We start from the raw sequence: 13,722 nt of genomic DNA, 5'->3' as shown, positions 1-13,722 counted from the left end.
TCAGTAGTAAGGTGTAATTCTTTAATAAATTCAGACATAAAAATAGGCCACAACTTCTGTTGTAGCCTATTATGAGCCCTTTGAAAGATCGTTCAATTAGCTTAAACGATCTGCATTAGCAACATGTGCGGGTTTTTCAATTACTTACTTTATTTAATCAAAGCGATTAAAAAAGCTCGTTTGCTTTGCTTACAATGTTTGCCACTGTAAAACCAAAGTGCTCAAACAGCTCGCCTGCAGGTGCTGACTCACCAAAGGTAGTCATACCTACTACTGCGCCGTTTAGGCCTACGTACTTGTACCAGTAGTCAGCAATACCTGCTTCTACTGCTACGCGGCGTGAAACAGATGCCGGTAATACGCTTTCTTTGTATGCTGCGCTTTGATCTTCAAAGGCATCAGTACATGGCATAGATACAACACGTACCTTTTTACCTTGGCTGCGTAGCTCAGTTGCTGAATCTTGTGCTAGTTGCACTTCAGAGCCAGTTGCAATGAAAATGATCTCTGGGTTGCCGTCACAGCTAAGGATGTAACCACCCTTTTTAACGTCACTTAATTGCTGTGCGTCACGCGCTTGTTGCTCAAGACCTTGGCGAGTAAAGATAAGCGATGTAGGCCCGTCTTTACGCTCAATAGCTTGTTGCCATGCAATTGCCGACTCAACTTGGTCACATGGACGCCAGTTGTATAAGTTAGGCGTTAAACGCATGCTTGCAATTTGCTCTACTGGTTGGTGAGTTGGACCATCTTCACCTAAACCAATTGAATCGTGCGTGTATACAAAAATGCTTGGTTGCTTCATTAATGCAGCCATACGTACAGCATTTTTTGCATATTCAACAAACATTAAGAACGTAGCACCGTAAGGAATAAAGCCTTTATGAAGCGCAATACCATTCATAATTGCCGACATACCAAACTCACGTACACCGTAGTAAATGTAGTTACCGCTTGCATCATCGCGTGTTAAACCTTTAGAGCCATCCCAAATTGTTAAGTTTGAGCCTGCTAAATCGGCTGAACCACCCATAAACTCTGGTAATAACGGACCAAATGCGTTTAATGCATTTTGCGATGCTTTACGAGACGCTGGGTTTGCAGGGTTTGCTTGTAATTGCTCAATGTACGCTTGAGATTTTTCAGCCCAATCGCCAGGCAGTTCGTTATTAATACGACGCTTATATTCAGCTGCAAGCTCTGGGTATGCTTTTGCGTATGCTGCAAATTTTTCGTCCCAGCTTGATTCAAGCTGTTGACCTTTTTCTTTGCCATCCCACTGTGCGTAAATATCATCAGGAATTTCGAACGCATCGCCAGTCCAACCTAAGAATTCGCGAGACGCTTTAATTTCGTCATCACCTAGTGGTGCACCGTGACAATCGTGGCTACCAGATTTATTAGGTGAGCCGTAACCAATAATTGTTTTACAACAAATTAGTGAAGGTTTATCGGTAACGCTTTTTGCTTCTGCAATTGCAGCACTTACAGCATCGCTGTCGTGGCCATCAACACCACTAATTACATGCCAACCGTATGCTTTAAAGCGAGCTGGTGTATCATCTGTAAACCAACCTTCTACTTCGCCATCGATTGAAATGCCGTTGTCATCCCAAAATGCAACAAGTTTACCCAGACCTAATGTGCCTGCAAGTGAACCTGCTTCATGAGAAATACCTTCCATAAGGCAGCCATCGCCCATAAATGCATAGGTAAAGTGATCAACAATATCGTGACCTTCACGGTTAAACTGTGCAGCTAGCGCTTTTTCAGCAATTGCCATACCTACGGCATTTGTGATCCCTTGACCTAATGGACCCGTAGTAGTTTCGATTCCTGGTGCATAGCCGTATTCTGGGTGACCTGGAGTTTTAGAGTGCATTTGACGGAAGTTTTTAATTTCGTCCAGTGGTAAGTCGTAACCACTTAGGTGCAATAGAGAATAGATAAGCATTGAACCGTGGCCGTTTGAAAGAATAAATCTGTCACGGTCAGCCCACTCTGGATTCGTTGGGTTATGTTTTAGATAATCGCGCCATAATACTTCTGCGATATCAGCCATGCCCATAGGGGCTCCAGGGTGACCAGATTTGGCCTTTTGTACTGCGTCCATTGACAAGACGCGAATAGCATTTGCAAGTTCTTTGCGAGATGGCATGAATTCTCCTACCTTTATGTGTATTTGCGCGGGTATTTATGTGTTTGTTTATGCACCCAAGTAACTTGGGTTCGTTTATACCGACCATTCTTACTTATTGTGGGGGCTGTGTGCAATTAAAAACCCTATAAAAGTGAGGCATTATGAATATTTTTTAAGACCAAAAAGTTATTAGTAATTTTATTTAGACGTCTAGGCGTAAAAACACTATGCAAGGTGTTTTGTTTTCGATAAAATACGTCCCTTAATTTTTTAGCGCTAATACCGACGTTTGTGAAGCGCAATATTTGTGAGCAGAATTACAATGGCAAAACATTTATTTACTTCTGAATCAGTTTCTGAAGGTCATCCGGATAAAATCGCCGATCAAATCTCTGATGCGGTACTTGATGCTATCCTAGAGCAAGACTCTCATGCCCGTGTTGCATGCGAAACTTACGTAAAAACCGGTATGGTTATGGTTGGTGGTGAAATCACTACTAGCGCATGGGTTGATATCGAAGAAATTACACGTAAAACAATTCGTGACATTGGCTACACAAATTCAGACATGGGCTTTGATGCCGATTCATGTGCAATTTTAAACACTATTGGTAAACAGTCTCCTGACATTAACCAAGGTGTTGACCGTACTAGCCCAGAAGAGCAAGGCGCTGGCGACCAAGGCTTAATGTTTGGTTACGCATGTAACGAAACAGAAGTACTAATGCCTGCCCCAATTACTTACTCACACCGTTTAGTACAGCGCCAAGCGCAAGTACGCAAAAGCGGCGAGCTTAACTGGTTACGTCCAGATGCAAAATCTCAAGTTACTTTTGCATACGAAAACGGTAAGCCAGTAGGTATTGATGCTGTTGTACTTTCTACTCAGCACAGCGAAGACATTTCGCAAAAAGATTTAGTAGAAGCTGTGATGGAAACAATCATCAAGCCGGTACTTCCTGCAGAACTTATTACAAGTGCAACTAAGTTTTTCATTAACCCAACAGGTCGCTTTGTTATTGGCGGACCAATGGGTGACTGTGGTTTAACTGGTCGTAAAATCATTGTAGATACATACGGTGGTATGGCTCGTCACGGTGGTGGTGCTTTCTCTGGTAAAGATCCATCAAAAGTTGACCGTTCAGCAGCATACGCTGCACGTTACGTTGCTAAAAACATTGTTGCTGCTGGTCTTGCTGACAAGTGTGAGCTACAAGTTTCTTACGCAATTGGTGTTGCAGAGCCTACTTCTATCAGCGTTGAAACGTTTGGTACAAGCAAGCTAGAAGAAAGCCGTTTAATCGAGCTTATTCGTGAACATTTTGACCTGCGCCCTTACGGCTTAATTCAAATGCTTGATTTAGAACGCCCTATCTACCTTCCTACAGCGGCTTACGGCCACTTTGGTCGTGACGAATTCCCTTGGGAACGTACAGATAAAGCAGACGCACTTCGCGCAGCCGCCGGTCTTTAAGCCAAAATTGTTGTAGTAAATTAAAAACGGCCCTTTTAAGGGCCGTTTTTGCATCTAAAACTTATGAGTTATATTGTTTGTAGAGCGTCTACAAAATAACTATTAAATCAACCTCGAATTCTTTTGTACTTTAGGTATATACTCATTTCATTATAAAAGCTTTAGGGATAGTTGAATGGCCGATAACTTTCGCGTTATATTTGCAGGACTTGCCGATAACGTTGACATAAAAACAGCATGTACAAATTTAGCTGTAAAATTAAAAACGTCAGATGAAAAAGTAGCTCTTTTTTTTAAAGGTAAGCCACTGTTTGCACCAAGCGATAAAGACAAAGCGTTAAAACAGGCTAAGTTACTAGCAAGCTTAGGTATTAAAAGTAAGCTTCAAGCTGTTTCAAACATCATTCAAAATGGCTCAAACCCTGCTGCAAATAACAATCAACGTGATGAACGTATTTTTGATGCACTCGATTACATCACTAGCAGCTTAATTCGCCTTGAAGAAAAGTTAGACGAGTTAGAGCAACGCCTTCCTGAAGCTCAATTAAAAGCACCAGACGAAAGTATTGACGAATGGCAAGGTGACGATCTAATGCTAGATGATGATTTAGCGCCTCCTAAAAAACGCAGTAACTTACTTTTATATTCATTGATTGCAACTGCCACAATTTTGCTAGTCGTACTGGCTGTTTTTTTAATTTTTCCCGATTTATTCTCTTTTTAAGAATGGTTAATTAATTTAATGAGCAATAAACGCGCAAAAATAAGAGCAAAAATTCGTAACACCCGTAAAAACTTGTCAAATAATCAGCAAATAATTGCTGCGCAATCGCTAAAAATGAATTTTATTCAACATTTAAAAAGCGAAAAAACAACGAATTCAAAGCATATTGCCATTTACTTAAGTAACGATGGGGAGCTAGACACTTCATTGTTAATTAAAGAATTATGGAGTTTAAACCATACCGTTTACCTACCTATAATACACCCATTCAATGGCGCTAATTTACTATTTCAGCGCTATGAGAAAAACTCACCCATGAGAGCAAATCGCTATGGTATCTTGGAGCCTAAGCTGAACTGCTCTCAAATATGCCCATTACCAGTGCTTGATTACCTCCTTATGCCATTAGTTGCATTTGATAAACAAGGTAATCGCCTAGGAATGGGAGGTGGGTTTTACGACCGGACATTGGCGCGTTTACATGAACAAAATTGGCAAAAACCACAACTAATTGGCCTTGCACATGAATGCCAAAAAGTTGAGGCCCTACCAATCGAGTCGTGGGATGTACCACTTAAAACCATTATCACCCCAGATAAAACATACTGTTGGTAACAATTAAATTTGATTACTAACCGCATATTTCTGACATACATGAGCACAAAGCAATGACACAAGATGAATTAAAAAAAGCAGCTGCTTGGGCAGCACTCGAGTTTGTAAAAGAAAACACTATTGTAGGTGTGGGTACAGGCTCTACTGTTAATCACTTTATTGATGTCCTTGGCTCAGTAAAGGACACTATTGTAGGCGCTGTATCAAGCTCAGAAGCCTCAACCGCACGCCTACAAGCGTTAGGTATTGAAGTATTTGAGCTTAATAACGTTGCTGCTTTAGATGTATACGTTGACGGCGCTGACGAAATAAACGATCAAAACGAAATGATTAAAGGTGGCGGTGCAGCCCTTACTCGCGAAAAAATAGTAGCCGCTGTAGCTAAACAATTTGTGTGCATTGTAGATGACACCAAATTAGTAAAAACATTAGGCGACTTCCCGCTTCCGGTAGAAGTTATTCCAATGGCTCGCAGCTATGTTGCACGAGAATTATTAAAGCTTGGTGGTGACCCTGTTTATCGCCAAGGCGTAGTTACCGATAACGGTAACGTTATATTAGATGTATTTAACTTAAAAATTACCAATGCTAAACAACTTGAAGCACAAATAAATTCAATTGTTGGCGTAGTTACCAACGGCCTATTTGCGATGCGTGGTGCTGATAAAGTGATTATCGGTACTAAAAATGGGCCACAAATTAAATAGGATGAGGTTATGAGTAAGGTATCGTTAGCAAAAGACAAAATTAAAATTCTCTTGCTTGAAGGTGTTCACCAAAGCGCTGTTGAAACGCTAAAACGTAACGGTTACAGCAATATCGACTACGTTAAAACATCCTTACCTGAGGACGAATTAAAAGAGCGCATTAAAGATGTTCACTTTGTAGGACTTCGTTCTCGTACTCATATTAACCAAGCCGTATTAGACTCAGCTGACAAGCTAGTTGCTGTTGGGTGTTTTTGTATTGGTACAAACCAAGTTGATTTAGATGCAGCACGCGAACGCGGTATTGCTGTATTTAACGCACCATTTTCTAATACTCGTTCAGTTGCTGAACTTGTACTTGGTGAAATCCTACTTTTATTACGCGGTATTCCAGAGCGTAATGCAGCGGCTCATCGTGGTGGCTGGTTAAAAACAGCAAATGGTTCGTTTGAAGCACGTGGTAAAACGTTAGGTATTATTGGTTACGGTCACATTGGTACTCAGCTAGGCATTATGGCTGAAAACATTGGTATGAACGTAGAATATTACGATATCGAAGATAAGCTATCTCTTGGTAATGCAAAACAAGTGCATAACCTAACTCAGTTATTACAACGCTCTGATATTATTAGCTTACACGTACCAGAAACACCGCAAACTAAAAACCTAATTGGCACAGCAGAACTTGCTGTTATGAAGCAGGGATCTATTTTGATCAACGCTTCACGCGGTACCGTAGTTGATATTGATGCACTTGCAGAAGCACTAACAGAGAAAAAACTAAGTGGTGCAGCAATCGATGTGTTCCCTACTGAGCCAAAATCTAACGATGAAGAATTTGTATCGCCACTGCGCCAATTCGACAATGTTATTTTAACGCCGCACATTGGTGGTTCTACACAAGAAGCACAAGAAAACATTGGTATTGAAGTAGCGGGTAAACTGGCTAAATACTCAGATAATGGCTCAACTATTACTGCCGTTAACTTCCCTGAAGTATCGCTGCCTGAGCTTGCTAATCGTAGCCGTTTATTACACGTGCACCACAACCGCCCTGGTGTACTAACGCAAATTAACCAAGCGTTTGCACAGCACGGTATTAACATTGCTGCTCAATACCTACAAACAGACGCATCTATTGGTTATGTAGTTATTGATGTAGATACAGATCAATCTGAAGTAGCACTTAAAGAACTAAGCGCTGTTGAGGGTACAATTAGAGCACGTATTTTGCATTAATAAGTACTTTTGATATTAAGAAGGGTCCTTATGGACCCTTTTTTGTATTTAGATTACATATACTTTCTTAAGTATTTTTTGAATACCGGATCTGTTGCAGCCAACTCTTTTTGCTCAGCTAATATCTCTTTTAAAATAGCACCTGAGGTAAGCGGGTTTGCAAGTACCACTCTAAATACAACTGTAGGTTGATTGTCGTATTTAGAAGGCGTTAAACGAGTACGTGATACAAATGAGCGACCTGACTCTCGCTGACGTTTTTGCATACTGGCAGTAAAACGATTCAGAGAGGCAAAAATATCTAACCGAGTTGCAGCATCTGCATCGGCTATTGCTTGTTTAATTTGCTTAGGTACATAACGATACGTTAATAAGCACAATTCAGGTTCTGAAATAAGCTCAAAATCTTCATCAGCTTTAATTAAATCAGCAAAGTAATGTGCTTTTTTGATACTTCGATCAATCAGCATTTCGTAACCTTTACGACCAATAACACGTAAGCAAGCATGTACTAACATTGCCATACCAGGTCGGCTGCCTTCAAGCGTGTGGCTACCTAAGTCTTTTGAACCTTTACGTAATATGTACTCAGCGTGATGCTCTATTGCATCAGTTGCAGCGGGATCTTTAAATAAAACTAAGCCCGCTCCCATTGGTACATACATTTGTTTATGTGCATCGATGGTAATTGAATCTGCTCGCTCAATCCCTTTAAGTAAAGGGCGATGCGTGTTCGATAAAAGGGTCGCTCCTCCCCATGCAGCATCTACATGAAAATGGCAGTTAATGTCTTGTGCTAAGTCGGCCATTTCATCAAGTGGGTCAATATTACCGGTTTCGGTTGTACCCGCTACCCCAATAATCGCCATTACTTTAATGCCTTGCGATTCAAGCTCACGTGCTTTTTCGCGCATAGCTCCTACATCAACTTTATTATTTTCGCAGGTTTTAATACCAATTAAGTTATCGCGGCCAATACCGAGTAAATCAACCGATTTACCTAATGAGTAATGTCCGCGCTCTGATATTAATACTGCTAAACCTTTATAGCCGTAATGCAGCATACCGGCAATTAGGCCTTGTGCGCCGATACCTCTAAAATCGCCATCGGGTTTTAATAAGCGGTTTCGAGCAATCCAAAGCGCAGTAATATTAGCGACCGTTCCACCAGAGCAAAATGCACCTAATGAGGTTTTAGCACTGTGCATCCATTTAGAATAAAATGAATCTTCTTGCCCATAAGCTAAATGATGCATCATTCCAAGCACTTGACGCTCAAGAGGCGTAAACGCTTTAGACGTTTCTATTTTTACTAGATTTTGATTTAGCCCTACCATCAATTTTGACAGCGGTAATAAGAAATGCGGTAAGGCAGAGGTCATGTGACCAATAAAGCTAGGCGCAGCTGTATGCACAGAATGTGCAACAAGTTGCTCCATTATGTCTTGGGCATAAGCAGATACAAACGTTGGATCCTCTGGGATCACTGCCGACTGAAAATCTTTTTCGATTTCATGTAATGGTTTTTCAATTGCCGCTATATTTTCGTTTAGAAAACCTGCTAAATTACTCGAAATTTCAAGCTCGATTTTGCTTAAAGTTGAGTCTGGCGCTTCAGGTACAGTAAATATACGCTTAAGGCTTTCTTTAGAGGCGACGGCACAACGCTTTTGATCCATCTCAATACCTAGTGTGTGTAGCTAAAACACGCGCTTACCCATCAAAAACGCCTACTTATTAAGACATTTAGAGCAATCGTGTTTCTTTAAAAATTGCGCTAACTTTACTGCAATATAACTAAAATGTCTCGTTTAAACCTATAAAAGCAATCAAAGCGATGACAAAAAAATGATAATTTAATTAAAACTCTTCCAAACCTAATTATTTATTGGGCATTTACTTATTTTGGGTATAATAAATTTGATAACAAAAAAGGGACACATATGTCAGAAGGAAGAGTCAAAGCTAGTTGGATAGTGGCAGGCTTTAGCTTGTTTTTAATAAGCTTGCTTACCTACGTTTACTACACTTACCAAACCACACGTGCTGAAATAATGCAGTCGGTTGATAATCGCTTACTTAATGCAGCCACCAGCGTTAAACATATTTTAGGTGAAAATTACTTAAGTGCGGTTAATCAAGGCGACAACATAAGTTTTTCTTACTATCAAAATAAAAGTAAACAACTATCTGAGTTTGCTCAAGCACTTGATATTGCTTATGTGTATTCAATGATTTTAAAAGACGGCAAGGTTCTTTTTAGTGCATCAAGTTACACGCAAGACGATCAAAATAACGGCAAAGTAACTCAATTTTTAGATCTCTATCCTGAAGCCACCGATACCAACCTAAGTGCTTTTTATTCAACAGAGCCTGTATTTGAAATATCGAGCGATCAGTGGGGTCACTTTAAAACTATTTTTATTCCTTACGTTGACCCTATTAACGGCAATACCTATTTAACGGGTGCCGATATAACTATTTACAATTTAAACGAGAAACTTAAAGAAAGCGTATCAAAAGCTGCTGCAATGGCTAGCTTCTTCTTTTTTATCGCAATACTTGTTGCCGCCATATATATTTATTTACTAAAGCGCTCTTTAGCAACTGACTCAAGTACTGGTTTTTCAAATCATATTGCACTTGAGTACTTTATTAAAAAAAGTAATGCCCATCACATGCAATTAGCCGTTATTTGGGTTAATGAAATAGAAGATATAAACAGTTTTTACGGCACGGAAGTGGGTGATAAAGTAATGAAAAACTTACTTATTCACTTTAAACTCAGAAGCTCTGCGCATTGCCATATATACAGACTAGCAACAAATAAAATAGTATTACTCGCGCCTAAAGAAATGAGCAATGACGAATTTACCGATCTCGTAAAAACATATAACTTTAATACCCCAGTGTTAACTGACCCTTTTATTTACATAACCCTATGTGCAGGTATTGCCAGTGGCAATAAATCGCTACTACTTGAAAACGCTCATATAGCGGCACTGCAAGCTAAACAAGGTAGGCATAGCGTAGTTAACTACTCAAAAGCGCTACACGATGTAAAAACGCAATATCAATACAATGTTGAAATGGCTAAAGAGGTGCGTGAAGCGTTTGATAACAACCGTATAGTGCCTTACTTTCAACCCATTATTGATATAAATACCAATAATGTCGTTCAATATGAATGCTTAGCTCGAATGGTAACGGCGCGAGGGGAAGTATTAAAACCTGATGCATTTTTAAATGTTGTTACCCGCTCAAGAATGGACGGCATACTTACCCGTACTCTATTTTCACAATGTGTTAGCCGCTTTAGAAAAACCGATATTTGCTGGAGCTTAAATATAACAGCACAAGATATGCTCGACCCTAATTTAAGCGAGTTTATTGCGTACGAACTTAAGCGTTACCCGCACCCTGGGAATATCACGTTAGAGCTTTTAGAAACCCAGGCAATTGCTAACTTTTCTGAGGTAAAAGCATTTATTGGTATGGTTAAAACGAAAGGCGTTAAGGTTATTATTGATAACTTTGGTAGTGGATACTCAAATATATCAAACGTACTTAAGCTTGAAGTGGACGGTATTAAGCTAGATGGCGCACTAATAAAGCAAATAGTGAATGACAAAGATATTTACGTGTTTATTGAGCACATAGCCAGTTTTGCTAATCAGCTGGGCTTGCAATTAATGGCGGAGTCGGTAGAAAATGTAACCATCGTAACCGCACTTAAAAAAGCAAATGTGACACTAATGCAAGGCAACTACTTTGCCCACCCAGTGCCACATGTTAGTACGGTTATAGAAGAAGAATTAGCACTTTAACTTACTTTAGCGAGGTAAGTTAATAACGAGTCGGTGGCTTTGCTGGCCACTGGCCCAGTATTTACGCTCAAAAGGCGTAATGGCATCGTCTGACTCATAAAGCGTTACATCGCAAGGGTTGCCTGTTAATTCAAGCGCCCGAGCAAACTCCTTAACGTAAATATCCCAATTGCTGCGCACTTCTAATTTTCCACCTAACTTAACGATAAATGGAAAAATAGCCGCGCCATGCCAGCGTCTACGAATATGCTTAGACTTAGGCCACGGGTTTGGATACAACAAATAATGGTGCGTAGGTTGCCAATTAGCAGCTACCGCTAAACGCCAAAAGTCATTTAAGTCTGCTTGCACTAAGATGTACTGACCACTGTCGGTTTGCTTATATTCAACATCGTGCTTATCTAATCGGTGCGACGATTTATCAATACCAATTATAAGTGCATCAGGGTGGCGCTTAGCTAAGTTAGCTGAGCTTTCACCCACGCCACAACACGAGTCTAAAATAAGCGGGCCACTAAAGGCTTGTACTTTAGCATTAACCTCGTCAAATGCGGCTTGGGTATGCGCTGCAATTGGCTTTTTAAATTCAGCATCTAAGTGCTTATTTACTATTTCATCAAGCTTTTCGTGAATACCCGCTTGATTAGATACAATACTACGTGAATTTGCATCACTCATTAGTGTCTTAGCCCCACACCTTTTTTGATCAATGTAAGCGCTAATGTAAATAACGCTGTTATAAATACTAAAATAACCCCAAGAGCCACGCTCAAATCAACATCCGACACACCTAAAAAGCCATAACGAAATGCGTTAACCATATAAATTATAGGGTTGATTTGTGATACATTCTGCCAAAACTCAGGCAGCAACGTAATTGAATAAAATACACCGCCTAAGTAAGTTAATGGCGTTAAAATGAAGGTGGGGATAATGCTTATATCGTCAAAACTGTTTGCGTAAATTGCATTAATTAAACCACCTAAAGCAAATACAGCTGAGGTTAAAATAACCGTCGCCATAATTACAAAAATATTATGAATTTGAATATCAACAAATAATAACGACACACAGGTAACTATAAAGCCCACCATAATACCGCGCGTCATACCGCCACCCATATAACCTAGAACAATGATGTAGTTAGGTACAGGTGCAACTAAAAGCTCTTCAATGCTTTTTTGAAACTTTGTTGAGTAAAAACTAGAGGCTACGTTGGAATAGGAATTGGTAATGACCGACATCATTATAAGGCCAGGTACAATAAACTCCATATAACTAAAGCCGCCCATGTCGCCAATGCGTGAACCAATTAAGTTACCAAAAATAACAAAATATAAGCTCATCGTAATTGCTGGCGGTACTAAAGTTTGCACCCAAATACGTAAAAAACGAATACACTCTTTGATCCATAAACTCTTTAAGGCTACGCCATATTTAAACATTTATTCGCCCCGCCCTTGCTCTAGTAATCCTACAAATAACTCTTCTAATCTGTTTGCTTTATTTCGCATACTCAATACAGTATTACCTTGAGTTGTTAATGCACTAAAAACCGCATTTAATCCTTGAGACTTAGCGACTTCCACTTCAACAGTATGATCGTCCGTCATGGTAAATTTATAGCCTTCAAGCGTGACAGGGTTTGCTGGCATTTTTAAATCTAAAATAAAGGTTTCTTTATCAAGCTTTGCAAGCAATGCTTTAATGGTCGTGTTTTCAACAATTCGGCCATTATCGATTATGGCGATGTTTTTACACAGTAACTCTGCTTCTTCAAGGTAGTGCGTAGTTAAAATAATAGTAACGCCTTGCTCATTTATTTGGCGTAAAAAATCCCACATTGAACGACGAAGTTCTATGTCTACCCCCGCGGTTGGCTCATCAAGTATAAGCAACTTAGGTTCGTGCATAAGGGCACGCGCAATCATTAATCGGCGTTTCATACCGCCTGAAAGCGTACGTGCTTGTTTGTCTTTTTTCTCAAGTAAGCCAAGCTGCGCTAAGTACTTATCAGCACGTTTATGGGCTTCGCCACGTGGCACACCATAATAACCGGCTTGGTTAACAAGTATTTGGCTAAGTGTTTCAAACTGACTAAAGTTAAACTCTTGCGGCACTAAGCCTAAATGCGCTTTTGCAGCTTCTAAATCAGTATCAATATTACAACCGAATACTTCTACCTTGCCTTTTGTTTTATTAACAAGTGACGAAATAACACCAATGGTGGTTGATTTACCTGCTCCGTTTGGACCAAGTAAAGCGAAAAAGTCGCCCTCTTTAACTTGTAAATCAACGCCTTTAATAGCCTCAACACCATTTTTATAAACCTTGGTAAGGCCTTCTATATTTAAAGCAATATTTTGCTTATTCATTACTTACCCTCACCATAACCCCAACGTTTTGTTAGGTTATGTTCAATATTTAAATGATCTAAAATTCTAGCCACCATAAAATCAACTAAGTCTTCAATACTTTGTGGCTTATGATAAAAACCGGGTGCTGCTGGCATTATGGTCACACCTAAACGAGATAACTTAAGCATGTTTTCTAAATGGATTTCGTTAAATGGTGTTTCGCGTGGCACTAAAATTAGCTGACCGCGTTCTTTAATTACCACATCAGCGGCGCGCTCTAATAAGTTATCTGACGCCCCTACTGCAATTGCAGAAACCGACCCAGCACTACACGGGCATACCACCATTTTTTTAGGCGCCGCAGAGCCCGAAGCCACAGGGCTAAACCAGTTATCTTTACCGTATACTTTTAACTGCCCAGATTTAGCATTAAACAGCGTACTTAACTGCTCAGTGGCTTTGTCTTCATTACCAGAGAGCTTAATATTTGATTCTGTATCAAGCACCACTCGCGCTGCACTTGAGATAAGTACGTAAACTTGAAATTGCTGCTCAAGCAATACTTCAAGTAACCTTAAACCATAAGGCGCACCTGATGCACCGCTAAAAGCGAGCGTAATTCTATCTTTAAATTGCACA

The 13,722-nt window shown here is 40.0% G+C and carries 12 protein-coding genes; 6 read left to right on the top strand and 6 right to left on the bottom strand.

Features of this window, described 5'->3' with window-relative positions:
- Window positions 1-166: 166 nt before the first annotated feature.
- Window positions 167-2,158, bottom strand: coding sequence for a transketolase (tkt, locus tag I6F40_RS18105; RefSeq protein WP_197193302.1), 1,992 nt, complete (start codon window positions 2,156-2,158; stop codon window positions 167-169).
- A 304-nt stretch (window positions 2,159-2,462) separates the two neighbouring features.
- On the opposite strand from tkt, the gene metK reads away from it, so the two are divergent.
- The 5 genes from metK (at window position 2,463) to serA (ending at window position 6,899) form a co-directional block, all read left to right on the top strand.
- Entirely contained in the window at window positions 2,463-3,614 is a 1,152-nt protein-coding gene (metK, locus tag I6F40_RS18100) for a methionine adenosyltransferase (RefSeq protein WP_007584761.1), read from the top strand.
- A gap of 175 nt (window positions 3,615-3,789) precedes the next feature.
- On the top strand, window positions 3,790-4,338 hold the full coding sequence (locus I6F40_RS18095) for a hypothetical protein (protein ID WP_166377778.1): 549 nt from the start codon (window positions 3,790-3,792) through the stop codon (window positions 4,336-4,338).
- An 18-nt stretch (window positions 4,339-4,356) separates the two neighbouring features.
- Entirely contained in the window at window positions 4,357-4,953 is a 597-nt protein-coding gene (locus tag I6F40_RS18090) for a 5-formyltetrahydrofolate cyclo-ligase (RefSeq protein WP_010554418.1), read from the top strand.
- Between the two features lie 53 nt (window positions 4,954-5,006).
- Complete coding sequence (gene rpiA / locus I6F40_RS18085; protein ID WP_197193301.1) at window positions 5,007-5,660, top strand: ribose-5-phosphate isomerase RpiA; 654 nt, start codon at window positions 5,007-5,009, stop codon at window positions 5,658-5,660.
- Between the two features lie 9 nt (window positions 5,661-5,669).
- Window positions 5,670-6,899: a phosphoglycerate dehydrogenase gene (gene serA / locus I6F40_RS18080; RefSeq protein WP_166377776.1), complete on the top strand. Its 1,230-nt coding sequence runs from the start codon at window positions 5,670-5,672 to the stop codon at window positions 6,897-6,899.
- 53 nt (window positions 6,900-6,952) lie between these two features.
- Here the strand turns inward: serA and panP are convergent, their stop codons facing one another.
- Window positions 6,953-8,578: a pyridoxal-dependent aspartate 1-decarboxylase PanP gene (gene panP, locus I6F40_RS18075; RefSeq protein WP_024594075.1), complete on the bottom strand. Its 1,626-nt coding sequence runs from the start codon at window positions 8,576-8,578 to the stop codon at window positions 6,953-6,955.
- A 264-nt stretch (window positions 8,579-8,842) separates the two neighbouring features.
- Between panP and I6F40_RS18070 the strand changes: the two genes are divergently transcribed.
- On the top strand, window positions 8,843-10,726 hold the full coding sequence (locus tag I6F40_RS18070) for a bifunctional diguanylate cyclase/phosphodiesterase (protein WP_166377774.1): 1,884 nt from the start codon (window positions 8,843-8,845) through the stop codon (window positions 10,724-10,726).
- Between the two features lie 6 nt (window positions 10,727-10,732).
- Here I6F40_RS18070 and trmB read toward each other — a convergent pair whose 3' ends face one another.
- The 4 genes from trmB to I6F40_RS18050 are packed head-to-tail and all read right to left on the bottom strand — an operon-like array spanning window position 10,733 to window position 13,721.
- A complete protein-coding gene (gene trmB, locus I6F40_RS18065) occupies window positions 10,733-11,404 on the bottom strand; it encodes a tRNA (guanine(46)-N(7))-methyltransferase TrmB (protein ID WP_007584750.1) in 672 nt (223 codons plus the stop codon).
- Window positions 11,404-12,171 (bottom strand): ABC transporter permease, encoded by a 768-nt coding sequence (locus I6F40_RS18060; RefSeq protein ID WP_007584748.1) that lies wholly within the window; start codon window positions 12,169-12,171, stop codon window positions 11,404-11,406. Before I6F40_RS18060 ends, trmB begins: the two co-directional genes overlap by 1 nt.
- Complete coding sequence (locus I6F40_RS18055; protein ID WP_007584747.1) at window positions 12,172-13,101, bottom strand: ABC transporter ATP-binding protein; 930 nt, start codon at window positions 13,099-13,101, stop codon at window positions 12,172-12,174.
- Window positions 13,101-13,721: a flavin prenyltransferase UbiX gene (locus I6F40_RS18050; protein ID WP_007584746.1), complete on the bottom strand. Its 621-nt coding sequence runs from the start codon at window positions 13,719-13,721 to the stop codon at window positions 13,101-13,103. The genes I6F40_RS18055 and I6F40_RS18050 overlap by 1 nt, the downstream gene beginning before the upstream one ends.
- Between the last annotated feature and the right edge of the window lies 1 nt (window position 13,722).

The organism is Pseudoalteromonas sp. SWXJ133 (assembly GCF_015864365.1).
In the GTDB taxonomy this organism is placed as follows: domain Bacteria; phylum Pseudomonadota; class Gammaproteobacteria; order Enterobacterales; family Alteromonadaceae; genus Pseudoalteromonas; species Pseudoalteromonas arctica.
This window is presented reverse-complemented; position numbering and strand designations above follow the sequence as displayed.